Here is a 23,424-nt window from a genome sequence, read left to right as displayed (position 1 = left end):
TGAATTACGTGTCGGCGCATGAGAATTCGGGACAGCCGGCGGCGACAGCGACGTACACCACCTTGCTGCTGAGCACGTTGGCCTTGAGCGTCATTGCCGAGGTGCTGTGGATGGGTCACATCTCACGCCCGCCGACGACTATCTACCACCTGTGGCACATAGCCCTGATGCTTGTTGTCCTCGGTGTGCGGTTGGCATATCAGAAGCACCTTGCCCCGCGTGTTGCCAGATATACGCGGCTGTTGATCGCGGGCATGGTGTTCTGCACAGCCGGCGATGTGATCAACAGTGCAATATCCGGCGTCGAACCCATTACCCGAAAATTGTTTTTCGCCATCTTCCTCTTCGGCGCCGGGTACAGCCTCTACGTCTTTGCCCTCTACCACTTTGCACTGCCGGTATTGAGGGAGAGAGGCGGGATAGGCTACCGATTGCGCTGGGTGGTGGTCGCTGTCACCGCGCTGGTAAACATGGCGGGTTGGGCGTCCTACGTGCGGCCGAGCGTAGCGGGCAACCGGTTTCTCGAGGTGGGTAGTTTCATATTCAACCTCACCATATATTCCTTGTTGATTGGTTTATGTGTCTGGTATTTCTGGGGCCGCCGGCTGAGCTTACCTGCGCTACCGGTAATGGTGGGCGGAGCTCTGTTGCCGATCTCAGATCTGTACCTATTTCACACATGGCTCGCACCTGACCAGAATCCGGCTGTGCCAGTTTTCGAATTTTATGCCGCCAATTGGATCCTCTATTTCGGCGGGCAAGTGTTGTTTGCGCTGCTACCGGCGTGCGAAAACGCCGGCGCGCAGGTCGCGGCGCCGGCCTACGGACCCGCAGGGATCAGGGAGGACGGTGCGGTGCAATGAACGATGCGAGACAGGATCAGACGGGCTCACCGAACAAGCAACTCGAGGTGCTACAGGCCGTCCGGCTGAAAGGGAGGCTGAGTACGGCCGATCTGGCTGCAACACTTGCCGCGTCCCACACCGATATCGCGGTGACTGTGAACGAGCTCACCGAAGCGGGTCTGCTGATCGATGGCCCCACCCTGCGCATCAGCCCCGACGGGCGCGCCCGCCTCGCCGAGTTGCTGGCCGCCGAACGCCGGGGTGTCGATTCCGCGGCGATGGACGCCGCATACCGCGAATTCCGGTCAGTCAACACCGATTTCAAGGCGCTGGTCACGGACTGGCAACTCAGGGAAGGCCAGCCCAACGATCACGGGGACCCCGAATACGACGCCGGGGTGCTGGCCCGCCTCGACGACGTGCACCGGCGGGTGGCGCCGGTCATCGCGGCGGTCACCTCGCAACTGCCGCGCCTGCACGGTTACCCGGCGAAACTGGCCACGGCGCTGGATAAAGTGAAGGCCGGCGAAATTGCCTGGCTGACAAGGCCACTCATCGACTCTTATCACACCGTGTGGTTCGAGCTGCACGAAGAACTGATCCTGGCCGCCGGGCTGACCCGGGAGCAGGCGGCCAGATCCGGTGACGCGCAATAACTCACAGGGCCGCGTCCAGTAGCCGCAGATATCCGTCCACATCCGGCACCGCCGACTCCGCCGCATGCACGCTGATCGCGACCGTGTCACCGATGCCGTGGACTCCGTGCGTCAGACCCATCACCGGGGATAGACCCGGATAGCCCGCCGTCAGCACCACCGGGACACCACCGAAGTGCAGATCGGCGGCCCCGCGGTGCACGCTGGACACCACGGTGTTGCCGGATACCTGCTCCGGGCGCACCTCGGCATCGAATTGGCTTACCCCCCAACGCAACAGCACGGCCGGCACGGCGGCGAAAGCCTCATCAGAGGCGCGGGTCGCCGGATGCTCGAAGCGGCGCCGGCCATTGGCCAGGTCGGCGGCTATCCGGCGCACCCGCTCGTCGTGGCCGAGTTCCGGGTAAAGCCCCACGACGACGTTGCCGAAATGGTTGAAGCCCAGCGGCGCACCGGGCTTGGCCATGGGTACCTCGGCCGCCGCTGATGCGGCAGCAGGGCCAAGCAGATCCGAGAGCGCGGTGGAGATAGCACACAACGCCGCCACCGTGACCGTCGGTCCGCTCAGTTGACCACGCCGTCGGACCAGTGTGCGCATCACCCGGGCCCCCGCGGGCTGGGAGTTGGTGGCCAGCAGCGGCCGCGATCCCAGTCCCGGGGCCAACACCCCGTCCTCGGTGTCGCGGACGAAACGGCGGTGGGCTCGGGCCGCGACCACACCGCGGCACGGAAGCAATCCCGCCCGCGGCCGCACGGCCGGCACGGGCCCTTCTCGGCCGAACAGCCAGGCCGCGATGGCCGACGCCCGAGCGCCGTCGGCGAACGCGTGCGCGATCTGCAGCACGACGACGACACACCCGTCCCGGACACCCGGGATGCCGTGTACCGGCGCGAAAACATGTACTTGCCAGGGTTTTTCGCGGATATTCAGCTGGCTACCGGCCAACTCGGCAACGGCGTCCAGGCAACCCGTCCAGCCGTCGTCGACAAGATCGTGCCGCACGACCCGCCCGGCTTCGACGGGGGCCGGCACCCACCGCGGATAGGTCAGCGGGCTGCCGTCCTCGACGACCAGTCCCAACTCGCGGCCAGCCCGGGCACGGCGCAACACCTGCGCCGCCGCCCCGTCGAGGTCGGTGGGTTCCCCGCCGAATGCGTAGAGCAGGAACTCGTCGTTGGGAATCTTCGCCGACATCCAGTAGAACTGCGCGTCGACGGCGGCCATCCGCTGCCCAGGCGCCACTAAGCGGAACCGGGGGAGCCGATGAACGCCAGGACCATCTCGGCAACCCGGTCGGGCTGCTCGAGCTGCAGAAAGTGACCGGCGTGCGACACGATGGACACGTCGCTGCCGGGCGGCAGAATGGGTTCCACCCAGTGCGCGAAAGCCGGTGTCATGCAGCCGTCGTCGCGACCGTGCAGGTACAGGGTGGGTAGCTTGGGCGGCTGGGTCCAGTACCGGTGCAGCTCCGCATACTGCGCCGGTGGCCGGGTGTTGCGGATCGTCGCACGGTAATAACCCAGCGCCGCCCGCCAGCTTTCCGGCGTCCCTATCGCGGCGTCGACATGACGCAGGTCCTCCTCGGCGCGATAGCCCGGCGACCATCGCCGCCACAGCAACGGCACCACCCACGAGGCAGACCGTTCCGGCAGCAACGGCAACTGGAAGTAGCTGACGTACCAACTGCGCAGCAACTGACGCGACAGCTCAGCGGCCAGCCGGCCGCGCTCTGGCAACCGGCCCACCGGACGGAACGCGCCCGACGGTGGCACCGACATGATCACCGCCTTTTCGAACGGGCTATCGGGCATCGCGGCCAGCCCGGTGGCAGCGATCGCCCCCCAGTCATGACCGATCACCACGTCACGCTCAGAGCCGCCCGCCGCGGTGCGCACCCGTAACGCGTCATGCATCAGGGCGCCGACGTGGTAGCTGCCGTCCACCGGGATCGAGGACGGCGCGTACCCGCGCATGAACGGCGCCACTACGCGCCAGCCGGCCTCGGCCAGCCGCGGCGCGAACTTGCGCCAGCCGTAGGCGGTGTCCGGAAAACCATGCAGGCACAAGGCAATCGGGCCGTCGGCGGGCCCCCAGGTCAGGGCCTTGAGGTCTCCGTTGGGGCCCTTGACGTCGATCCACCGTGGTTCAGACAACTCGACTCCTGTTCGCCGTGTACAGCCCGCACCGTCCAACGTAACCGGCTACACGGGGGACAAGAAGCCCGTCGATCGGGGGACACCGATTTCCTCCCCCGTTGTAGCCGCTCGGTCGACAGACTGCAGCCCGTCACCACGGGAGTCTTAGTGCAGGGCGCAGAGGGAGGAGCAGCAACGATGACGTTCGCCGCCTTACCACCGGAGATCAACTCCGTTCGTATGTACACCGGGCCGGGTGCCGGCTCCATGTTGGCCGCCGCGACGGCCTGGGAGCAGCTGGCCGCCGATCTCGAATCCACGGCCGCTTCGTTCGACGCGGTGATCACCGACTTGATTGGGGGGCCGTGGCTGGGTCTGGCCGCCACGACCATGGCCGCCGCCGCCGTGCCGTACACCGGGTGGCTCAACGCCACCGCCGGGCAGGCCGCTCAAACCGCCGAGCAGGCCCGGGCGGCCGTCGCGGCCTACGAAGCCGCCTATGTGATGACCGTTCCACCGGCGCTGGTCGCCGCCAACCGCGCTCAGCTCGCGACACTGACCGCCACCAATTTCATCGGCCAGAACACCCCGGCCATCGCGGCGACCGAAGCTCAATACGGCGAGATGTGGGCGCAGGACGCGACCGCCATGTACACCTACGCCGCCGCCTCGACGGCCGCCAGCACGCTCACCCCCTTCACCGCGCCACCGCAGCCGGTGAACCCGGCCGGGCTGGCCTCACAGGCGGTCGCGCAGGCCGGCGTGGGCTCGGTGACTTCCGAGATCGTCAACGCGCTGTCCCAACTGATGAGCGCCATCCCCAACCTGCTGGGCGGCATCGGGTGGGCCGGGCTGCCCGACTGGGTCAGCGATCTGCAGACCGTGATGAGCATCTTCGGCACCCCGTTTTTCGCCACCACCGCACTGGCGGGCCTGGGGATGTCGATGATGTCGACGCTGAAGGGACTGTTCCCCGCGGCAGCCGCTGTCGGCAGCCAGATCGCCTCGTCGGTGGCGCCGGCCCTGACCGGTGCGGTGAATTCGGCATCGCTGGCCGGGGCGGTGGAAGCCGGTCTTGGCAAGGCGGCCGGCGTCGGAGCCCTGTCCGTGCCGCGCGCCTGGGCGTCTGCGGCGCCTGCGCTCAGCGAAACCACCACGCTCCAGGGTGGCTCCGCCGGCGCCGCGGTCCGCGCCCTGGACAGCGTCCGCCCGGAAGGCCTGCTGGGCGGGCTGCCCCTGACCCAGATGTCCGCTCGCTCCCTGACGACGACGTCGGAATCCCGACTCGAACTCCCCACCCTGCGAATCCTTCCGGAGGCCGTCGGCTGATGACAGACATGACTTCAACGGCTCGGGCCCGTCGCTGGGCCAAGACCGACGCCACGCAGCGCCGCATCCTCGACGCCGCGACCCAGGTATTCGCCACCAAGGGCTACACCGCGGCGACAATCGCCGAAGTGGTCGCAGGCTCCGGGGCCAGCATCGGCAGCATCTACCACCACTTCGGCGGCAAGAGCGAGCTGTTCATGGCGATCTTCGAGCAGATGGCCGACGCCGTCGATCGACGCATCCAGGCGGCGGTCGGTGGACTGGGCACCGTCGCCGCCGACCGTCGGCGCATCTTCCAGCTGCACGTGCGGGCCTACCTCACCGGCATGTGGGAGAACCGCCACGCGGCTCGGGTTCTGTCGTCCGGAGACACGCCGCCCGGCTTCGAGATCACCCGCCGCAAGCGCCTGGCGTCGGTACTGCACAACTGGATGGAAGTGCTGGAACTGGACACCTCGCCGCGCCGGCAGCTGATGGCCCGGGTGCTCATCGCGACGGTCGCAGAGTCGACTCTGATGGTCATCGGCTGCGACGATCCCGCCGAGGTGCCACCCATCATTGAAGCCACCATCGAATGGATCGACCAGATCACGCAGTGACCGCTGCGACTGCCTGCTCCAGTTCCGCGACGACGATCTTGCGCATCTCGAGCATGGCCTTCGTCGCGGCGGTGGCCCGCGCGGGATCGGGGTCGGAGATCAACTCATAGAGCCGGTCCGGCACGATCTGCCAGCTCAACCCGAAACGGTCCTTGAGCCAACCACATTGCGACTCCTCACCACCGTCGCTCAGCCGCTGCCAGTAGTAGTCGACCTCGCCCTGATCTTTGCAATGGACGGTGAAGGACACGGCCTCGCTGAAGGTGAACGCGGGACCGCCGTTGATGCCGATGAACCGGGTGCCGTCCAGGACGAACGAGCCGCTGAGCACCGTGCCCGGTTCGCCCGGGCCAGCCTCGGTGGTCCGGTTCAACTGCTCGATCTTCGAATTCGGGAAAACCGAGGTGTAGTACTCGGCCGCCTCCTCCAGGTTGTTGTCGAACCACAGTGAGGGTGTGATCGCCGGCATGACTGTCTCCTGGCTGTCGGGGTCTTTGGACAGATTGACTCCCGCTTCGCCGAGAACTCATCGCTGGTCCGGTTGCCACCCGCGGAACGTATCCAGCAGACGCTGGCGGAAGTCGGGATCCAGCCGGTCCGCGGTGACCCGGCCCAACGTCTGGATGGTGGTCCGGAACTGCTCGACGTAATTCTCACAGCCGTCGCATTCGCTCAGATGCGCCTCGAAGCGCGCCCTGACAGCGGGATCGAGCGCGTGCTCGAGATACTCGGTAACCAGTTCGACGAGTTCGTTGCAGTCCATTGTCTCTGGAGTCATGGTCGCGCTCCAAGATAGTCTTCGAGCTCCTGACGCACCGCGGCTCTGCCGCGGTGCAGCAATACGCGTTGGTTACCCGCGCTGATCTCCAGCATCGAGCTGACCTCCTCGGCGCTGAAACCAAGCACGTCACGTAATCTGACCACCTCACGTTGGCGCTCGGGCAGGCGGGCGAGGCCGGTGTTGGCAACATTCAGCAGTTCGTGACTGAGCAGGGAGCCCTCCGGTGTATCGGGAAACGGCGCGGGCGGTTCTTTCCAGTGCCCAGGCAACGCATCGCCGAAGTCTCGGAAACGTGTGGGGTCAACGGTGCCGCCGGTGGCCACCCGCGCCGCGGTGGCGGCGTACCGGCGTTCTGCCATCCCCTGCCGCTTGGCGATATTGATCAGGATGCTGAAAATCCATGTCCGCAAGGATGATCGGCCCTCGAATCGATCGATACCACGCAATACCGCAACCCATGTCTCCTGCACCACGTCCTCGGCCTGCTCCCGAGTCGCAACGTAGTCGCGAACCACTCGCAGCATCGAGGGGCCGTGCTGGTCAACCAGTTCGGCGAAAGCACCGGCGTCCCCGCCGCGCAGCCTGACCAACAGCGTCTCGGCGTCGTTCGACATCTGGTCATGATGTCATCGGTGGGCGCGGACAGCGACCCGGTCCGTGAGACTGCGGGTACCGGTGTCTTTGGCCGCATACCAGACATATTGCGGTGCAGGGACTTCGACGAGTTGAAGTCCCTGCACCGTTGCCGGCGATCACGACTCGGTCGCGGCCTTCCAGGCGGACAGGCTATCGCGCAGTGTCCACACCGAGAGGGCGAGCAGTGCGACGTCTTTGATCAGGAATTGCCCAGTGCTCGAGAGAACTGGAAAGCCGCCCGCCTCGTCGGCCGCCACGCCCGGCGTGCTCAACATGAAAGACAGTGTGGTGATGAACATCCCGACCGCACCAATGCTGCCCAGCACCGACAGTCCCGGATACCACGGCTTGATCGCGAGCAACGCGGCCAAGGAAAGTTCCACCACGCCGAGGACAGTCGAGAAGGCGGTCACCGGGAGTACGTCGTACACCCAGCTCATCAGGGGACTGTGAGCGACAAGCGGTTCAATGCCGTGCGCTTCATAGCTGGTGAACTTCAGTGCGCCGATCCAGGCGATCACCAACACCAGTGAATACCGTGCCGCCAGATCGGTGAGCGTGGTCAGCCGCGCGTCCCACCGCGACAACTGCCGGCTGGAAACATATTCCGGTAATGACATGATGCGATCCCTTCAGGTATGTCCGAACGTGTCAGTGATTGGTGCCGCACGGACCTGAAGGCGTTACACAATCGGCCAAACTTTTTTCTGCCGTGGCTGCGCGCGCCACTTGCCCGAAAAGATTACAAGTGTAATCATCCGTGGGTGGGGTTGTTGGACGGCAAAGTCGCCGTCGTCACCGGAACCAGCCGCGGTGTCGGCGTGGGCATCGCGCACGAACTGCTGCGGGCCGGCGCCACCGTGATCGGCTGCTCCCGCTCCCGGCTCGACGCGCTGCCCGGGGCCGACGCGGAGCCGGAGTGGGCCCGCCGCTCCGCCCAAATGGTCTGCGACCAAGGCGATTACACTGCCGTTGACCGGTTCGTCACCGGGGTTGTGGACGAGTACGGCCGCATCGACATCCTGGTCAACAACGCCGGCGGCACGGTGCCGGCACCGCACGCCGAGGAGATCCCCGAACTGGTGCAGCGCCTGCAGGGGGCGCCGCGCAGTGCCGACGACTTCGAGCGCACCGCGTTGTTCCACGCCTTCGCGATACAGATGAACCTGATCAGCCCCTTGTGGTTCGCCATCCGCGTCTACCGGCAGATGAAGACCCAGGACGGCACCGGCTGCATCGTCAACATCTCCAGCGGCGCCGGGCATCCCGCGGGCGCTCCCACGCTGGTGTCATACGGCGCGGCCAAGTCCGGGCTCAACCACCTGACCCGTTCGCTGGCCCAGGAGTGGGGGCCGAAGGTCCGGGTCAATTGCGTGGCGCTGGGACCGACGATCACGGAGAACTTCCGGGCCTTCGTGCTGCCCAAGGACGACCCGACGGGCAGCGAGTACTTCGCGAAGGTCCCGATGAAGCGTGGCGGTGAGCCCGCCGAAGTGGGCCGCACCGTCGTCTTCTTAGCCTCGGGCACAGTCGATTTCATCAACGGCACCACCATCGAGATCGACGGCGGCATGCTGCCGGGCGTGCTCTATGACGCGGGCCTGAAGACCATCACCGACCTGATGTGAGGAGGAGCGGCTGTGACCTATGACCGTGCGGAGTTCGACGGGTTCTGGAGCGACTGGCTGGACGTGAACCGCCAAGCCCAGGACTGCGGCGACTGGGGCGTGATGGCCGACTTCTATGAGCCCGACGCCACCTACGGATGGTCCTACTCACCGACCGACCACTTCATGGCCAACGGCCGCGACGAGATTCGCGACCTGGCGCTAGGCACTGAGATGTTGGGCTTTCAGGGCTGGATATACCCCTACCAGGCAATGCTTTTCGACGACAGGTCCGGCCAGGCGTTCGGCCTGTGGCGGCAGATCTCGACCTTCACTTCGCCCAGCGGTGCACCCTATGAGATCCAGGGCCTGGGTGGCAGCTGGTTCCAGTACAGCGGCCGCCGCAGCTGGTCGTGGCAACGCGACATCTTCGACGTGCAGATGGCCACCGCCGCTATGTTCGACATCCTGCGCGACGGCAGGAACTCCCCGGAGTTAGACGCCCGGATGGACGCCATCCGGGCCGGCCGGCAGCCGGGCCACTACGGCTCGTGGTCCGCGATGAGCGCGCCGCTGTGGCCGGTGCCACCGGTGCTGTCATGACACGCGTCATCCAGTACTCCACGGGGAACGTCGGCCGGCATGCGCTGCGCATGCTCATCGAGCGGCCCGACTTCGAGCTGGCGGGTGTGCACGCATCCAGCCCGAGCAAGGTGGGACGTGACGCCGCCGAGTTGTGCGGGCTCGAGACGCCAACGGGCATCTTGGCTACCGACGACGTCGAGGCTCTGCTGGCATTGAACGCCGACTGCGTCGTCTACACCTCGCAGGCCGAGACCCGGCCCAAAGAGGCCATCGGTGAGATCAGCCGCTTTCTGCGGGCCGGCACCAATGTGGTCGGCTCGTCGTTCGTCTGGATGGTGGCGCCTGAGCAGGCCGGCGACTGGCTGCGTGAACCCTTGGAGCAGGCCTGCGCTGACGGCGACGCGACGCTCTACATCAACGGCGTCGACCCGGGCTATTCCGGTGACACGCTGGCCTATACCGCGCTGAGCCTGACCGAGCGGGCGACCAGCATCACGGTGCAGGAGATCTGCGACTACGCCAGCTACGACGACGCCGAATTCACTGGTGTCAGTTTCGGTTTCGGGACTCCCCCCGATCACACGCCGGTCATGTTTCTGCCCGGGGTGCTGACGTCGATGTGGGGTGTGCAGGTGCGCAGTCTGGCACATGACCTGGGCGTCGAACTCGACGAGGTGCGGGAGCGGTGCGAGAAGTGGGTGACACCCGAACCGATCGACTGCACCATGATGCACGTCGAGCCAGGGCAGGTCGCCGCGGTGCGGTTCGGTGTCGAAGGCCTGCGCGACGGCGAAGTCGTCATCACCATGGAGCACGTCAACCGACTCGGCCCGCACACCGCACCCGAGTGGGCCTATCCCCCGGACGGCCGCGCCGGTGTGCACCGCGTGGTCGTGACCGGCAGCCCAGGCGTGGAGATCAACACCCATCTGGGCGGCGAGATCGACCACAACGAGGGCGGGGTGATCGCCACCGCGGCGCGCGTGGTCAACCTGATCGACGCGGTATGTCGCGCTCCCAGCGGCATATTGGCGGCCCACGACCTTCGTCCACTGGATCACCTGCGCGGCGTGATGCGTTGACGGGCCCACGCAGACCTCCCGGCGGCGGACAGGCCCGCGCCGAACGCAGCCGGCAGGCCGTCATCGACGAAGCCGTCCGCTACATCCTCAAAGAGGGTTTCGCGCCACCCAGCGTGCGCCAGATCACCGAACGCGCCGGATTGACCTGGGGCGTCGTGCAATACCATTTCGGCGATCTGAACGGCATCCTGATGGCGGTGCTGGACAAGGGTTTTGCCGATCTGCTGGAAACTCTCGACCGCTTGCCGGCACTTGCCGCACAGGTCCCGCCGCACGACCGGCCGACCTTCGTCGTGGACGCGGTGTGGCGCGCATTCTCCAGCCCGACGTCGATGGCGGCGCTGGAGATACTGATCGCCACCCGAAGCGCCCGTACCGCCAAGGCCAATGCCCACCTGGCCGCCATGACGGCCCGAATGACCGAGATCGGCGAACACCTGGGCGCCGGCATCGCACCGGCCCAGGCCAAACGGCTGGGAAACCTCATCTGGGCCACCATCCGCGGCCTGGTGGCCGTGCAACTGACCTGGCCCAAACCGCTGGACAGCACCCGGGACCGCGAGATGCTCGCCGAAGTCATCACCGCGTATCTGGCCTCAACCCAAGGAGATTCATGACCATGACGAGTAACGCGGAGACCGTGCAGTTCGCTGGGGTGGACGGCATCACGCTGGTCGCCGACGAGTGGAACCGCGGTGCGCCGGGCGAGCGGCCCACCATCCTGATGCTGCACGGCGGCGGGCAGAATCGGTTCTCCTGGAAGAACACCGGGCAGATCCTGGGCGACGACGGATATCACGTCATCGCGCTCGACACCCGCGGGCACGGCGACAGCGACCGCGCGCCGGACGCCGACTACGACGTGGAGACGCTGACCGCCGACGTCATGCAGGTGCTCGACACGATCGGCCGGCCCGTGGTGATCATCGGCGCCAGCATGGGCGGGCTGACCGGCATCCTGGTCGCCGACCGGGCCGGTCCGGAGAAGGTGACCAAGTTGGTGCTCGTCGACGTGGTACCCCGGTTCGAGAAGAACGGCAGCGCCCGCATCCGCGAGTTCATGATGACCAACATCGACGGCTTCGACTCGCTGGAGGACGCCGCCGAGGCGGTGGCCGCCTACCTGCCGCATCGGACCAAGCCGCGCAGCCCCGAGGGCCTCAAGAAGAACCTGCGGCTGCGGGACGGACGCTGGTACTGGCATTGGGATCCGGCGTTCATGACCAAGCCCGGAGACGACCCGGAACTGCGTACCGAGGCCTTCGAGGAGGCCGCCACCAACCTCGCGATTCCCGTGCTGCTCATCCGCGGCAAGCTGTCCGATGTCGTCAGTCTCGAAGGGGTGGAACACTTCCTGACGCAGGTGCCGCGCGCCGAGTTCGTCGAACTCTCCAACGCCGGACACACCGCCGCGGGGGATGACAATGACGCGTTCAGCGACGCGGTGGTGGCGTTCGTCGAACGGGCCTAGCCCCCTCCTGCGCCGCCGAGGGTGAATCTCACGACACGACGCGCCGTTGCGGCGTCGTGTCATTCACACTCGGCGGCGGTAGCGAGCGGGCCTAATTGGCCGGTTTTTCCGCATGGCCGCCGAACTGCTTGCGCATCGCCGACAGCGCCTTGTTCGCGAAGTCGTCGAGGTCGCGCGAGGCGAACCGGGACTGCAGGGCGGTGGTGAGCACCGGCGAGGGCACGCCCTCGTCGATCGCCGCGATGGCGGTCCAGCGGCCTTCACCGGAATCTGAAACCCGGCCGGAGAACTCGGTGAGGTCGGGCGAATCGTGCAGCGCGATCGCGGTGAGATCCAGCAGCCACGAGCCGATCACACTGCCCCGGCGCCACACTTCGGCGATGTCGGGGATGTCGAAATCGTATTGGTAGCACTCGGGATTGGACAGCGGAGCCGTCTCGGCGTCACCCTCCTGGATGCGGGTGCCGATGTCGGCATTGCGCAAGATGTTCAGGCCCTCGGCGAGCGAGGCCATCATTCCGTACTCGATTCCGTTGTGCACCATCTTGACGAAGTGCCCCGCCCCCGCCTGGCCGCAGTACAGATAGCCCTTCTCAGGTTGCGCGATCTCGCCGTCGCGACCGGGTGTGCGCGGGGCGGCGTCTACGCCGGGCGCGACGGTGGCGAAGATCGGTTCGGCGTGCTCGAACGCGTCGGGGTCGCCGCCGATCATCAGGCAGTAGCCGCGCTCGCGACCCCATACGCCGCCGCTGGTGCCACAGTCCAGGAGCCGAATTTTGTTCTTCGCCAATGACTTTGCGTGCTTGATGTCGTCACGGTAGTAGGAGTTGCCGCCGTCGATGACGATGTCGCCGGATTCCAGGGTGTCGGCCAACTCGTCGATCACTCCGGTGGTGATGGTTCCCGCGGGCACCATCACCCAGACCACCCGCGGCGCGGTGAGTTTGTCACGCAGCTCGGCGAGCGAGGACACGCCGGTGATGCCGTCCTCCCCCGCCATCGCCTCGACCGCCTCCGGGCTGTGGTCGTACACCACGCATTCGTGCCCACCGGTGACCACGCGGCGCACGATGTTGGCGCCCATTCGACCCAGACCGATCATCCCCAGTTGCATCTTGTTGCGTCTCCTTCAAGTCCTTCGAGCGGTCCGGTTACTTGAGGTGGTGCTTCCCCGCGATGGCCGAACTCAACCCTAAACACCCGGCGGCGGCCTGTCAGGATGGTGGGCATGGGTGATTGGCTGCATGTGGCGGTCTATGTGCTGGCCGGCATTGCGGTGATCGAGGCCGGCGGCCTGATCGCACTGTGGCGACTACTCGATCAAAGCCGTCGGGAGGTCGAGGAGCTGCAGCAGCGGGCCGACGTCCGCAATCGCTTGTGGTCCGGTGGCCGCGAGGCCGTCAAAACCGTGTGGAACACGGCCAACATCATGCGCAAGGAGGGTTTCGGCGCCGCCGTGCGCAGCTCGATCGAAGACCTGGCCGACTGGGCCGAGGTGGAGCGGCCCGACCTGGCCCGGGTCACTCCGGACGGCCGGGTGGTGATTCTGTTCTCCGACATCGAAGAGTCCACCGCGCTGAATGAGAAGATCGGCGATCGCGCCTGGGTCAAACTCATCGGCGCGCACGACAAGCTGATGCATCAACTCGTGCAGCGTCAATCCGGGCATGTGGTCAAAAGCCAGGGCGACGGATTCATGGTCGCCTTCGCGCGCGCCGAACAGGCGGTGCGCTGCAGCATCGACCTTCAGCAGGCGCTACGCAAAGAAGCAAAACGCAAGCGGCATCCCGAGATTCGCGTCCGGATCGGCATTCACATGGGCCGCTCGGTGCGACGCGGTGATGACCTGTTCGGCCGCAATGTCGCGATGGCCGCTCGCGTAGCCGGGCAGGCCGTCGGCGGCGAGGTCCTGGTGAGCGAGCCCGTCCGGGATGCCGTGCAGGACTGCGACGGCATCCGTTTCGACGACGGACGCGAGGTCGAACTAAAAGGGTTCTCCGGCAGTTACCGGTTGTTCGCGGTAGAAGCCGAACCCGAACCCGAGCGGGACCGGTAGCCGTCGGAGTCGGAGTCGGCCAGCCGCTGGTGCAACCGCGCCCGGATCTCATCGGGCGTGTAGGCACGCCGCTTCCGTTGATCGCGCACCACCAGCGCGCCACCGGCGACGACGCCGGCCACTCCGGCCAGCCCGATCCACTTCCAAACGTTGCGCATCGGCACAGGCTATCCCGCTCTAGAGTGCTTGGCGTGAACTCCAGCACGCTCACCTTGGACCAAGCCCTCGACGAGACCCGGACCGGCGACCTGTGGCTGTTCCGTGGCGGTTCGCGGCCCGACCGTGCCATCCAGACGCTGACTAACGCGCCGGTGAACCACGTCGGCATGACGGTGGCCATCGACGACCTGCCGCCCCTGATCTGGCACGCCGAACTGGGCGACAAGCTTGTCGACATGTGGACGGGCACCAACCACCGCGGCGTCCAACTCAACGACGCCAGGGACGTCTTCCTGCAGTGGACCGGGCGCTACCAACAGCGTTGCTGGCTGCGGCAATTGGCCCCCCATGCCAACCACAAGCAGGAGAACGAACTGCTGCGGGTGATCGCCCGGATGGACGGCACCGCCTTCCCGACCACCGCCAAGCTGACCGGCCGGTGGCTACGCGGCCGGCTTCCCACCGTCAACGACTGGTTCCGCGGAATCCCGTTGGTGGAGAAGAGGGTTCGAGAGCGCACCGAACAGCGCAGGGCCGAACAGCGCAAGATGGGCCTGTCCACGGCGTATTGCGCGGAGACGGTCGCCATCACCTACGAGGAGATGGGCCTGCTGGTTACCGACAAGGACACGAACTGGTTCGACCCCGGCAAGTTCTGGAGCGGCGACACGCTGCCGTTGGCGCCCGGTTACGAACTGGGCAAGGAGATCGCGGTAGTTGGCTAGTCGCGACCGCGACTGACGGCGAGATCGCCGTAGCGGTCGTGGTCTCGGGCCGACCCAGCCATAGCGGCAATCTCGAAGCACCCGCACGCTGGGCGCCATCGATGGCTCAGGCGAGTTCGACCCGGGTGACGACCGGAGTGGCGTTCTGCGTCAGATCCAGCACCGGGCAGTGCTTGTCCACCGCGTCCTGCAGTTCCCGGTAGCGCTCCGGTGCCTCCGGTCCGCCCACCGTGACCACCACCCGTACTTCCTGGAAGCCGGCGCGGACGTTCTCGTCCAACCCGAAGAAGCCCTGCACGTCGAGATCGCCCTCCGCGCGTGCGGTGATCTCGTCGACGGCGATGCCCAGCTTCTCCGCCCAGAACCGCCATGTCACGATCTGGCAGGACAGCAGCGAGGCGAGGTAGTACTCAACGGGATTGGGCGCTTTTCCTTCCCCACCCAACTGCGGCGGCTCGTCCACCTCGACCTGATACCGGCCGAGGGTGACGGTGCTGGCCACCGCGTCGTGCCCGGTGGCCGACGCTTCGAACACGACACGCGCTTTGGCGGGGTCCGCACCCGCCGCCTCCGCGGTGGCCGTGATGATGCCGCTCAGATGGGTGACCGAGGTTGTCACAGTTGTCGTCCTTCCGTCGGTGCAACCCTACGGAGTCCGGGCGCGCGCATCGACCCTCCTGATCATCGTGAACCGAAAATCAAATTCGGTGGCATAGTTCCGCCCGCAACGTGGTATTCACTGCATCGAGCAATCATTGGTTCGAAATTGCTGAAAGAATGACGCAAGCCACACCCGCGTCGCATTGTGATCTGGTCCACAAATGCTTGCCGGATGTGGCTGCGTTTTTAGGATTGTTGTGATCTGAGTCGCACTACTGGTTATGAATCAGCCATTCCGGCATCGGGCGCCGGAGCGGGTTCGGGAGCCTGGTCGGCAGCCGGCGGAAGCATTTCCGGACCCGGGTCGGGAGCGACGGCATCGACCAGCTCAACCGGTGCATCCGGAGCCGGCGGACCGTCGGCGAGGTCCACATCGTCGACCGGCAAGAACATGTGGTGAGTGAATTGGCGCTGGTAGGCGCCGCCGCCACCGATGCGGACACCGCCGCCTTCACCGCTGGACACCGGGGTGCCATCCGGCAGGGTGACTGCCGTGTGGCCGCCGTTCCAGCCGATCACGACGGCGTTGGGAGCGGTGCCGTGCTGGAAGCCGCGAGCCGCCAAAGCGGACTCTTCGTTGCCGGTATTGAACCGGCTTCCGAATACCGGCCGGTCAGCAGCCGCATTTGCGACCCATGAGGCCAGCCCTGAACAGTCGGTCCCGGCAGGAGAATCGCCACCCGGAATGTAGGGGGTGCCGGAGACCTGATTAACGAGCGCCAACAGCGTTGCTAGAGCAATCATGGCCAGAAACCTACCGACCATATGCATAGGAAATCAAAATTTGTGGCACTTATCACGTGAATTGGAATATGCCCTTGACCTGCATATACCGCAGCTATGTCACGCACTAATCTATAAAGTGAAACAGAAGTGATTCCTGTGAATCTCGATTACCACAGCAAATACCGGTACCGCCATTTAATGCCCTCTGTACTGGCACTATGCTTGCTTTCAGTTTGGCATGGCAACACCTCTATTGCACATCTGCCGTATAGAATGGGCCCAAAATTGGTGCCAGGCCGATTACAGTGCGGCCACAACGTGGCCCAGGCCACAGTATTTTTCACGAAAACCGGGTTAAGGGCGTCGGGCGTATCAATCGAGCAGCAAGGTCAGCGACCGCGTCCGGCCGCTGGCCCGGGGTCCACGGCCCTCGGGCAGACGCGGCACAGATAGGCGTAGGCACACCAGGACGCGAGACCCTGACGACGGGTGAGCATCGCCATCTGCAGGATCGTCGAGTGAGGGGCGTGGGCTGTCGCGGCCGAGCTCCCATCCCGGGTGCGGGCGCTGTCAGCGCTGTCCGGACGGCTTCGGGTCATGTCGCCGATTACGGGACGTCGTCGCGACCTCGCTGGCTTTCCGCCATGGCACGCCTGACTTCGGCGTCCTCGCGTCTGGCGGCGGCTATCTCACGCTCCGCCCGTTGGTCGACGCGCCGCAATCGCTCCCGCTCACGCTCGGCCGTGGCGCCTTCGCGTTCATCTGCCCGCAACTCCCGCTCGTCGGCGTTTTGCTCGCGCTCATCCGCGATGCGGTCGCGCTCGTCGGCCATCCGCTCGCGCTCGTCAGCCACGCGCTCCCGCCTGGACAGGTTCCGCTCTCGCCGCGCGAAGTCCGCTTCGCGCTCGTTTCTCTCAATAGCGCGCCGACCAGGCTCGCCCGAAGCGTCGGCGCGGTCCCCATCGACCACCTCTCAACTCTATCGCCGCGGGCGGGGGTGAAGTAAGCCGAGCGTGCTGCTCATCCTCGCCAGAGTGGCGCGCCGCACGCACTGCTTTTGGTTAAAATGCGGTGATCGCGTCGCGAACCAGCGTGCGGCAATCAAGGGAGGGGCACGCCATGGTGGTGGCCAGGGCCATAGCGTTGATCGTCCTTTCCGTCGGCTTGGCCGCACCGGCCTACGCGGATTCCACCGACGACGCGTTCATCATGAATCTCAACACCTCCGGAATGAACTTCGGGGCGCCCGACAAGGCGATCCAAGTCGCGAAAACGGTTGTCTGCGACTCGCTCAAGGCCAACCCCAACACCAGCAACGCGGAGCTGACCACCAAGGTCACCAACGCGACGAACTGGCCGGCACTGAATGCCGCGTACTTCACCGGTGCCGCGATCCAGGCCTACTGCCCGCAGTACGGCTCCCTCACCCCACCGAGTGTCCCCAGCAAGGTTCCTACCGCGCCGAGTACGGCTCCGCCGACTCCGTCCACCTCACCCGTACAGACCGCCTGATCATCGGCGCAGTCAATCTGGTTGCCTGCCAACCGGATCGAGATAGTGCGCCGGGTTGACCAACGACGATTGCAGACCGTGGGCGTGATCCTCAGCTGAAATACCGGCGGGGACGCCGCGGGCCCGGATATCCACCCGGCCGGCGACCTCATAGGATGCGCGCCACCACGGCATGCGCGTGAATCCGTTGGTGCGGTGATGGTTTGTGCGGTTAGCCGACCCACTGACTGGTGAATGCGGCGACCGAGCGCGCGACCCGTTCTTCGATAGCGGCGGGATCGGTCAAGGCGGTGGCCAGGCCGGCGACAGCCCGGTCGGCAAGGGGCCGCCATTTCTCGATCCAGCCGTCGATGACGGTTCGGTTCGCGGGGTTGGCCGTCAGCGCGTAGCGGGCGAGCGAGGCGTGCCAGGCCTGGTTGCGGGTGGTGTCGACCCGGGATTCCTGTAGCAGCGCGGCTGTCAGGCCGTCGCGATGGTCGTTGGCCAGCACGACGAACGCCTCCTTGAACAGCGCGTCGAGCGCGGGTTTGACCACCAGGTTCAGCGCGGTGAAGGCCTCGCCCCAGTCGTAGGCCAACAGCAGGCGTTCCAGCGTTTCGCGGGCAGGCTGCCAGGCCTCGTCGGTCTCCCAGATTCGCCGTGTCGCTTCGGTATTGGCCAACTGTGCGTCAGATAACTGCGCGTTCCGGGTGAGCGACAGGGACTTGGCGCGGTAGGCGATCCACTGCAATGTCCGTAATTCGTCGGCGGCTTGGAAGAACGCCGCGTTGGTGATGTAGGCGCTCGGCGCGAGTTGTCCGACGTAGAGGCTGGTGATCTGCAGAACGTGGAATAGGTAGCGGGCGGGTACGTAGATTCGGGACAGGGTTTCGATCCAGCTGGGGTCGAGTTTGTCGTCGCCGTCGAGTGCCTCGTAATGGTCGACCACGCCCTCGGCGTAGACCTCGCGGTCGTGTTGCAGCGCGATGTAGCGACGGTAGTTCAGTGCGGCGGGATCACGGAAGCCTTCCCAGCTTTCGGCATGCAGCGGTGAGCCTTCGCGGTGTTTGAGGTACCAGCGGTTAATGGCGCTGCCGGGGTCGAGGTCGAACGGTGCCGGCTGGCGGTTGAAGTGGTAGTGGAACTGGCCGGTGACGGCTTCGTACTCGGTAGGTTTACGCCTGGTGTCGCCGGTGATGCTCCACGTCTTGAGCTGGCGGGTCTTCGCGGTGGTCATGTGTCAGTCCTCTCGGTCCAGGTACCAGTGCAGTTCGTCGTCGCCGATGTAGCGGATCCGCCCGGCGAAGCCCACCAGTGCCGGCTCCAGGGTTGCCAGCGGAAAGGCTTGGCCTGCAGCTGCTTCCAGGCTCGCGCGGGTGACTCGGAGGAATCGCGGTGCGTGGATGCGGACGTAGCCGGCGTGGTCCTCGATCGTGATCACGGCGTCGGGGTTGTCATTGTGGATGGCGTCGGTCAGGGCGGCGACGACGTCGGGGTCGAAGCCGCGTACGACCGGACCGACAAGTTTGTCCTGTTCTGCGGCGGCGGTCATCGGCGGTCTCCTTCGGTGAGCGATACGGTGATCTGGTCGCCGTCAAGGCGTACGGGGTGGCTGTGCAGCCTGCAGTTGGCCGGATTCACCCCCGCGCCCGTGGCGAGGTCGAACTCCCAACTGTGGGCGCTGCACGTCAGGACGTCGTTCTCGACTTCGCCGTCCACCAGTGGGAAGCCAGCGTGCGGGCACAGACCGTCGTAGGCGCGGATCTCTCCGCTACGCAGGTGGGCGAGCAGAATCGGTCGATCACCCACCTCGAATTCCGCCACCTCGCCCTCCCAGAGGTCATCGAGGGTGGCCACCGGAGTCCAGACGCTAGCGCTGCTCATAGAAGGCCTCGACGTGGTCCAGTGGACCCACACCAGACGCGCCGATGCCCGCGGTGGGGTCCAGCACATTGCCGTTGTGACGCAACCGGATCGGAGCGTCGCGTGGGGCGACGCGGTGACCGACTACGTGATGGGCGATCGCCGCACTGACGGATTCGACGCTGTCGGCGTCGTCAACGGGGATGAGCAGTTCAAGCACGTCACCCTCGAACAATGCGGTCAGGGGAAGTAGCGCCATGAGTCTCAGCCCTTCGATTTGTTGGTCGATCCGTGGCGTACACCGTTGAGCGCCCAGCCGTAGTTGTCGGCGTCTTGACCCTGTTCCTCGGCCGAGAGGCCGAAGTATTGCAAGACCGTGCCCAGATCAGGAGGGCTGATCTCGCCGGACAGGACCCGGTCGATCAAGGACTGGTGACCGGCGAACCGATCGGGCCGTTGGGTGAAGATCCACTTGCACGGCTCGGAGCAGAACAGGTACTTGCGACCGTTGTGGACGTGTGTCAGCGGAGCGGGATCGGTGTGTGCGCCGACGATCACCCCGGCTGCACGCACGATCGGGAGTTGGCACAGATTGCACGTGATCGGCAGGGTCTCAGGCAAGGTAGCGGCGATGTCGCCGTTGCGGATGTTGTCGGTGATGACATCCCACTGCTTGCCGAAATCGCGGTTCCAGCCCGGGTATTTCTCCTCGAGCCACAGCCGCTCGGTGTCCGATACGCCCGCGTCCGGGTTCCACCAGACCGTGGGCCGGTAGTACCACACACCCAAATGGATGGCATGGTGATACCACGTCAGCTCGTCGATGAATTCTCGCCAGTACCAAGGAAATTCGAGTCCGTAGTCGCGGAACTGGTCGACGAACTGCTTGACCACCCAGTCCTCGATGAATTCCTTGAAGCTCATCCGCCGGCTCTCCAGCGGGGTGTAGTAATCCATCGACAGGCCGGTCAGCAACGCGAAGATGCGCCAGGACCGCCAGAACATGTGGTCGATGAGGAACTGCCCCCACTCGCCCTCGCCGTTGTCGGTGAGCACCTTGATGGTGGGCTCGCCCTGCTGGGCGTGGCGCGCCTCGTCGGTCTGGATCGAGCTGATCAGGGCGCCGAACTCCAGGTCGCCGACGTCGATCGCGTCGGCCGCCATCCCGAGGAACTGCAGATTCGTGAAGCCGGTTTCCAGGGTGAAGGTCAACTGCAGCGCAATCGACAGGGCGTCGTTGGCGACGAACATGTCGTCGAACAGATAACGCACCGCGAGCACGATCCAGTTGTTGGTGTGAAATGCCTTGAGCACCCAGTCACCTCGTGGTTCTTTGTCGAGTAGGCCGTAGGGGAAGAATGCCTGGATCTGACCGTGGCGGATCTCATCGAGGGTGCCGAAGGTTGCCGTGTTGCGCCAGGCCGCCGAGCGACCGAACCTTCCCATTCGCGCTTCGCCGATCGAGGCCAGGTATTCGGGCATGGTGATGGCGCCGTAGTGCGCCACGATGACCGACTTCCAGCCGGGGTCGAGTTGCTCGAACAGCTTCGACCGCCCGATGGCGTTCTTCAGCGAGTAGGTCGTGGTGTCCTTGGTGACCTGGTTGTGCACGTACTCGCGGTAACCAATCTTGTAGGGCTCGTCCCACTTGAGCCAGGCATCCGAGGAGACCCGGTGCGTGCCTGAGAGCTCTTCAGGAAAGACCTCCTCCTCGGTCACGTAGCGGAACGTCCAGTTGGTGTCGCGAGCCAGGTCGTACCAGTCGCTGCGGGAAAGTTTGGGCATATGTCGTCCTCGGTCGGGCATGAGCTGCGATCTGAGCCGCGTCGAGCTGCGCTGATGCGCGGCCGAGATCATGATGCGATATATCTGAAGGACTCCTAAGCATTAGGATCAGGGTGATTCACAACGTCGGGCCCTACCCGCGCCCGCTACTACGCTCCGATGCGCAGACCGCCGCGACAGCAAACAGCTAGGAAGAGGTCACAGTGAGAGTCACCGACGAGGCACACGTCGTCCGCACCGCGGGCGGGGTGATCACCGATGACGCGATCCGGGCAAGCCAGCGCACCACGCACCAATCGCCGCGGGCCTTCGTTTTCGTCGCCGCCGGCAAGCCGAACGAGGTCGTGCTCTGAAGGGCGAAGGCGCGCGCCATCGAAGTCTGGACTCCAAGATCGTCGCCGCGCTCGACCGCGTCGGCGATGCTCTGCACGTGCTGGCCAGGCGGACCGCCGAAAGTCACGATCTGTCGAGCACCCAAATGCGGTTACTCAGTTGGCTTTACGTCGGCCCGCCGCCCGCCGCCCGGAGCGCCACGCTGGCCCGCGAACTCAATGTCGCCGACCCCACCGTCAGCGATGCAATCGCGGCACTGATCCGCAAAGGCCTGGTGGCGCGCACCCCAGACCCCAATGACCGCCGCCGCCACGACCTCGCCCTCACCCGGGCCGGGCGCAAGACAGCAGCCGAGCTCGCACGTTGGACCGCACCCGCAGAAATCGCCACGTCAAAACTAAACCGTGCCGAAGCCGAACAACTGCTCGACACGCTCCTGCTCGTCATGGCCAAACTCCATGACGCGCAACTGCTTCCCGTCGTGCGTGCGTGCAGCACCTGCGTCCAACTGGGTACCATCCAGACCGACACGCGAAGCTATCACTGCAAGCTCTATGACACACCGATGACGATCTCGGACCTGCGAGTCGACTGCGCCGACCACGCCACCGTCTAGCTGTCGAGATTGCGTCCATGGTCGTGGTTTGTGGTGAAACGCAGCCCTCAACGCAATCTCGACGATGGGCCGACCCAACTAGACGTTGAACCGGAACTCCACCACGTCGCCGTCGGCCATCAGGTAGTCCTTGCCCTCCATCCGGACCTTGCCGGCCGCCTTGGCCGCCGCCATCGAACCGGCGGCGATCAGGTCGTCGAAGGACACGATCTCGGCCTTGATGAAGCCCTTCTCGAAGTCGGTGTGGATCACACCGGCCGCCTTGGGCGCGGTGTCGCCCTGGTGAATCGTCCAGGCGCGCGCCTCTTTCGGGCCCGCGGTCAGGTATGTCTGCAGCTTCAGTGTGTGAAAGCCGGCGCGCGCCAACGCATCCAGACCCCGCTCGGCCTGGCCGATCGACTCCAGCAGCTCAGCCGCGGACTCGTCGTCGAGCTCGATGAGTTCAGATTCGATCGCGGCATCCAGGAACACCGCATCGGCCGGGGCGACCAGCTCGCGCAACTCTGCGATGCGCGCCGGGTCGGTCAGCACCGACTCGTCGGCGTTGAACACATACAGAAACGGCTTGGTGGTCAACAGGTTCAGCTCGCGCAGCAAAGAAGTGTCGACGCCCGCGGCAAACAGGGTCTTGCCGCAGTCGAGGATCTGTTGTGCGGCCACGGCGGCCTCGTGCACCGGTTTGCGCTCCTTGTTGGTGCGGGCCTCCTTCTCCAGCCGGGGCAGGGCGCGCTCCAGCGTCTGCAGGTCCGCCAGGATCAGTTCGGTCTCCACGATCTCGATGTCGGAGCGCGGGTCGACCTTTCCGGAGACATGCGTCACATCGTCGTCGGCGAATACCCGCACCACCTGACAAATCGCGTCGCATTCACGGATATGAGCCAGGAACTTGTTGCCCAGGCCAGCCCCTTCGGATGCCCCTTTGACCAGTCCGGCGATATCGGTGAACGTCACCGGCGCCGGCACGATGCGGGCTGATCCGAACAGCTCTGCCAGCTTGTCCAGGCGCGGATCGGGCAGGGAGACCACGCCCTCGTTCGGTTCGATCGTTGCAAACGGGTAGTTGGCCGCCAACACGTTGTTGCGGGTCAGCGCATTGAACAGGGTCGACTTGCCGACATTGGGCAGACCCACGATTCCCAGGCTTAGGCTCACGGGAAACCAAGTTTAGGGGGCACGCCCGGGATAACTGCCCGGCGATATACGGGCCCGTGATGCCTCATGTAAATATGCCCGCGAAAATTGATCCATGCCTCACATAAAAATGCCCGCGAAACGGGCTGGGT

At 65.4% G+C, this 23,424-nt stretch carries 31 protein-coding genes; 14 read left to right on the top strand and 17 right to left on the bottom strand.

What is annotated here, in order from left to right; genetic code table 11:
* Positions 1-8 precede the first annotated feature (8 nt).
* Both AWC08_RS17685 and AWC08_RS17680 read left to right on the top strand, forming a co-directional pair.
* A complete protein-coding gene (locus AWC08_RS17685) occupies positions 9-863 on the top strand; it encodes a lysoplasmalogenase (protein ID WP_232008084.1) in 855 nt (284 codons plus the stop codon).
* Positions 860-1,501 (top strand): hypothetical protein, encoded by a 642-nt coding sequence (locus AWC08_RS17680; protein WP_051493499.1) that lies wholly within the window; start codon positions 860-862, stop codon positions 1,499-1,501. The genes AWC08_RS17685 and AWC08_RS17680 overlap by 4 nt, the downstream gene beginning before the upstream one ends.
* Before the next feature lies 1 nt (position 1,502).
* Here the strand turns inward: AWC08_RS17680 and AWC08_RS17675 are convergent, their stop codons facing one another.
* Positions 1,503-2,726, bottom strand: a complete 1,224-nt coding sequence (locus tag AWC08_RS17675) for a WS/DGAT domain-containing protein (protein ID WP_085088027.1) — start codon at positions 2,724-2,726, stop codon at positions 1,503-1,505.
* 17 nt (positions 2,727-2,743) lie between these two features.
* Positions 2,744-3,655, bottom strand: a complete 912-nt coding sequence (locus AWC08_RS17670) for an alpha/beta fold hydrolase (RefSeq protein WP_036392430.1) — start codon at positions 3,653-3,655, stop codon at positions 2,744-2,746.
* A 180-nt stretch (positions 3,656-3,835) separates the two neighbouring features.
* Here AWC08_RS17670 and AWC08_RS17665 point away from each other — a divergent pair, with 180 nt between their 5' ends.
* Together AWC08_RS17665 and AWC08_RS17660 are read left to right on the top strand one after the other, a co-directional pair.
* A complete protein-coding gene (locus AWC08_RS17665; RefSeq protein WP_036392427.1) occupies positions 3,836-4,966 on the top strand; it encodes a PPE family protein in 1,131 nt (376 codons plus the stop codon).
* Complete coding sequence (locus tag AWC08_RS17660) at positions 4,966-5,565, top strand: TetR/AcrR family transcriptional regulator (RefSeq protein WP_244906509.1); 600 nt, start codon at positions 4,966-4,968, stop codon at positions 5,563-5,565. Before AWC08_RS17665 ends, AWC08_RS17660 begins: the two co-directional genes overlap by 1 nt.
* On the opposite strand, the gene AWC08_RS17655 is transcribed toward AWC08_RS17660, so the two are convergent.
* From AWC08_RS17655 to AWC08_RS17640, 4 genes are all read right to left on the bottom strand, one after another.
* A complete protein-coding gene (locus AWC08_RS17655) occupies positions 5,555-6,034 on the bottom strand; it encodes a VOC family protein (RefSeq protein ID WP_036392424.1) in 480 nt (159 codons plus the stop codon). The genes AWC08_RS17660 and AWC08_RS17655 overlap by 11 nt on opposite strands.
* A 57-nt stretch (positions 6,035-6,091) precedes the next feature.
* Positions 6,092-6,343, bottom strand: coding sequence for an anti-sigma factor family protein (locus AWC08_RS17650; RefSeq protein ID WP_232008085.1), 252 nt, complete (start codon positions 6,341-6,343; stop codon positions 6,092-6,094).
* Positions 6,340-6,960, bottom strand: a complete 621-nt coding sequence (locus AWC08_RS17645; protein ID WP_036392419.1) for an RNA polymerase sigma factor — start codon at positions 6,958-6,960, stop codon at positions 6,340-6,342. The genes AWC08_RS17650 and AWC08_RS17645 overlap by 4 nt, the downstream gene beginning before the upstream one ends.
* 138 nt (positions 6,961-7,098) lie before the next feature.
* On the bottom strand, positions 7,099-7,602 hold the full coding sequence (locus tag AWC08_RS17640) for a YkgB family protein (RefSeq protein ID WP_069435013.1): 504 nt from the start codon (positions 7,600-7,602) through the stop codon (positions 7,099-7,101).
* A gap of 144 nt (positions 7,603-7,746) precedes the next feature.
* Here AWC08_RS17640 and AWC08_RS17635 point away from each other — a divergent pair, with 144 nt between their 5' ends.
* The 5 genes from AWC08_RS17635 to AWC08_RS17615 are packed head-to-tail and all read left to right on the top strand — an operon-like array spanning position 7,747 to position 11,727.
* Positions 7,747-8,610, top strand: coding sequence for an SDR family NAD(P)-dependent oxidoreductase (locus AWC08_RS17635; RefSeq protein WP_069435015.1), 864 nt, complete (start codon positions 7,747-7,749; stop codon positions 8,608-8,610).
* A gap of 12 nt (positions 8,611-8,622) precedes the next feature.
* On the top strand, positions 8,623-9,192 hold the full coding sequence (locus AWC08_RS17630; RefSeq protein WP_065136975.1) for a hypothetical protein: 570 nt from the start codon (positions 8,623-8,625) through the stop codon (positions 9,190-9,192).
* Entirely contained in the window at positions 9,189-10,256 is a 1,068-nt protein-coding gene (locus AWC08_RS17625; RefSeq protein WP_069435016.1) for an NAD(P)H-dependent amine dehydrogenase family protein, read from the top strand. Before AWC08_RS17630 ends, AWC08_RS17625 begins: the two co-directional genes overlap by 4 nt.
* Positions 10,253-10,873 carry a TetR/AcrR family transcriptional regulator gene (locus tag AWC08_RS17620; protein WP_036392412.1) on the top strand — a complete coding sequence of 207 codons (621 nt, stop codon included), beginning with the start codon at positions 10,253-10,255 and terminating at the stop codon, positions 10,871-10,873. Before AWC08_RS17625 ends, AWC08_RS17620 begins: the two co-directional genes overlap by 4 nt.
* Positions 10,870-11,727 carry an alpha/beta fold hydrolase gene (locus AWC08_RS17615; RefSeq protein WP_036392409.1) on the top strand — a complete coding sequence of 286 codons (858 nt, stop codon included), beginning with the start codon at positions 10,870-10,872 and terminating at the stop codon, positions 11,725-11,727. Before AWC08_RS17620 ends, AWC08_RS17615 begins: the two co-directional genes overlap by 4 nt.
* Before the next feature lie 91 nt (positions 11,728-11,818).
* Here the strand turns inward: AWC08_RS17615 and gnd are convergent, their stop codons facing one another.
* Complete coding sequence (gene gnd / locus AWC08_RS17610) at positions 11,819-12,841, bottom strand: phosphogluconate dehydrogenase (NAD(+)-dependent, decarboxylating) (RefSeq protein WP_036392406.1); 1,023 nt, start codon at positions 12,839-12,841, stop codon at positions 11,819-11,821.
* A 105-nt stretch (positions 12,842-12,946) separates the two neighbouring features.
* On the opposite strand from gnd, the gene AWC08_RS17605 reads away from it, so the two are divergent.
* Positions 12,947-13,783 carry an adenylate/guanylate cyclase domain-containing protein gene (locus AWC08_RS17605; protein WP_065136976.1) on the top strand — a complete coding sequence of 279 codons (837 nt, stop codon included), beginning with the start codon at positions 12,947-12,949 and terminating at the stop codon, positions 13,781-13,783.
* On the opposite strand, the gene AWC08_RS37405 is transcribed toward AWC08_RS17605, so the two are convergent.
* The gene (locus AWC08_RS37405) at positions 13,732-13,941 is read right to left on the bottom strand and encodes a hypothetical protein (RefSeq protein ID WP_036392402.1); all 210 of its coding nucleotides are present in this window, start codon (positions 13,939-13,941) and stop codon (positions 13,732-13,734) included. The genes AWC08_RS17605 and AWC08_RS37405 overlap by 52 nt on opposite strands.
* 33 nt (positions 13,942-13,974) lie before the next feature.
* Between AWC08_RS37405 and AWC08_RS17595 the strand changes: the two genes are divergently transcribed.
* Complete coding sequence (locus tag AWC08_RS17595; RefSeq protein ID WP_036392399.1) at positions 13,975-14,667, top strand: hypothetical protein; 693 nt, start codon at positions 13,975-13,977, stop codon at positions 14,665-14,667.
* Positions 14,668-14,773: 106 nt separating this feature from the next.
* Here the strand turns inward: AWC08_RS17595 and AWC08_RS17590 are convergent, their stop codons facing one another.
* The 3 genes from AWC08_RS17590 to AWC08_RS17580 form a co-directional block, all read right to left on the bottom strand.
* Positions 14,774-15,286 carry an OsmC family protein gene (locus AWC08_RS17590; protein WP_036392396.1) on the bottom strand — a complete coding sequence of 171 codons (513 nt, stop codon included), beginning with the start codon at positions 15,284-15,286 and terminating at the stop codon, positions 14,774-14,776.
* 260 nt (positions 15,287-15,546) lie between these two features.
* Complete coding sequence (locus AWC08_RS17585) at positions 15,547-16,071, bottom strand: glycoside hydrolase (RefSeq protein ID WP_051493509.1); 525 nt, start codon at positions 16,069-16,071, stop codon at positions 15,547-15,549.
* Between the two features lie 589 nt (positions 16,072-16,660).
* Complete coding sequence (locus AWC08_RS17580; RefSeq protein ID WP_069434343.1) at positions 16,661-17,023, bottom strand: hypothetical protein; 363 nt, start codon at positions 17,021-17,023, stop codon at positions 16,661-16,663.
* 101 nt (positions 17,024-17,124) lie between these two features.
* Between AWC08_RS17580 and AWC08_RS17575 the strand changes: the two genes are divergently transcribed.
* Entirely contained in the window at positions 17,125-17,565 is a 441-nt protein-coding gene (locus tag AWC08_RS17575; protein WP_244906508.1) for a DUF732 domain-containing protein, read from the top strand.
* A 211-nt stretch (positions 17,566-17,776) separates the two neighbouring features.
* Here AWC08_RS17575 and AWC08_RS17570 read toward each other — a convergent pair whose 3' ends face one another.
* The 5 genes from AWC08_RS17570 to AWC08_RS17550 are packed head-to-tail and all read right to left on the bottom strand — an operon-like array spanning position 17,777 to position 21,192.
* Positions 17,777-18,781: a ferritin family protein gene (locus AWC08_RS17570; protein WP_069434342.1), complete on the bottom strand. Its 1,005-nt coding sequence runs from the start codon at positions 18,779-18,781 to the stop codon at positions 17,777-17,779.
* A gap of 3 nt (positions 18,782-18,784) precedes the next feature.
* Positions 18,785-19,096: an MmoB/DmpM family protein gene (locus tag AWC08_RS17565; protein WP_036392392.1), complete on the bottom strand. Its 312-nt coding sequence runs from the start codon at positions 19,094-19,096 to the stop codon at positions 18,785-18,787.
* Positions 19,093-19,428, bottom strand: a complete 336-nt coding sequence (locus tag AWC08_RS17560) for a Rieske 2Fe-2S domain-containing protein (protein WP_036392389.1) — start codon at positions 19,426-19,428, stop codon at positions 19,093-19,095. The genes AWC08_RS17565 and AWC08_RS17560 overlap by 4 nt, the downstream gene beginning before the upstream one ends.
* A complete protein-coding gene (locus AWC08_RS17555) occupies positions 19,415-19,666 on the bottom strand; it encodes a toluene-4-monooxygenase system B family protein (RefSeq protein WP_065136980.1) in 252 nt (83 codons plus the stop codon). The genes AWC08_RS17560 and AWC08_RS17555 overlap by 14 nt, the downstream gene beginning before the upstream one ends.
* A gap of 5 nt (positions 19,667-19,671) precedes the next feature.
* On the bottom strand, positions 19,672-21,192 hold the full coding sequence (locus AWC08_RS17550) for an aromatic/alkene/methane monooxygenase hydroxylase/oxygenase subunit alpha (protein WP_069434341.1): 1,521 nt from the start codon (positions 21,190-21,192) through the stop codon (positions 19,672-19,674).
* Positions 21,193-21,395: 203 nt separating this feature from the next.
* Here AWC08_RS17550 and AWC08_RS36570 point away from each other — a divergent pair, with 203 nt between their 5' ends.
* Together AWC08_RS36570 and AWC08_RS17545 are read left to right on the top strand one after the other, a co-directional pair.
* Positions 21,396-21,545, top strand: coding sequence for a hypothetical protein (locus AWC08_RS36570; protein WP_155257019.1), 150 nt, complete (start codon positions 21,396-21,398; stop codon positions 21,543-21,545).
* 77 nt (positions 21,546-21,622) lie between these two features.
* The gene (locus AWC08_RS17545) at positions 21,623-22,141 is read left to right on the top strand and encodes a MarR family winged helix-turn-helix transcriptional regulator (RefSeq protein WP_083271243.1); all 519 of its coding nucleotides are present in this window, start codon (positions 21,623-21,625) and stop codon (positions 22,139-22,141) included.
* 78 nt (positions 22,142-22,219) lie between these two features.
* Here AWC08_RS17545 and ychF read toward each other — a convergent pair whose 3' ends face one another.
* Positions 22,220-23,293 carry a redox-regulated ATPase YchF gene (gene ychF, locus AWC08_RS17540; RefSeq protein ID WP_069434340.1) on the bottom strand — a complete coding sequence of 358 codons (1,074 nt, stop codon included), beginning with the start codon at positions 23,291-23,293 and terminating at the stop codon, positions 22,220-22,222.
* Between the last annotated feature and the right edge of the window lie 131 nt (positions 23,294-23,424).

Source organism: Mycobacterium gordonae, assembly GCF_002101675.1.
Lineage (GTDB): Bacteria > Actinomycetota > Actinomycetes > Mycobacteriales > Mycobacteriaceae > Mycobacterium > Mycobacterium gordonae.
Note: the sequence above shows the minus strand (reverse complement) of the source record. Positions and strands in the feature narration are given on the sequence as shown.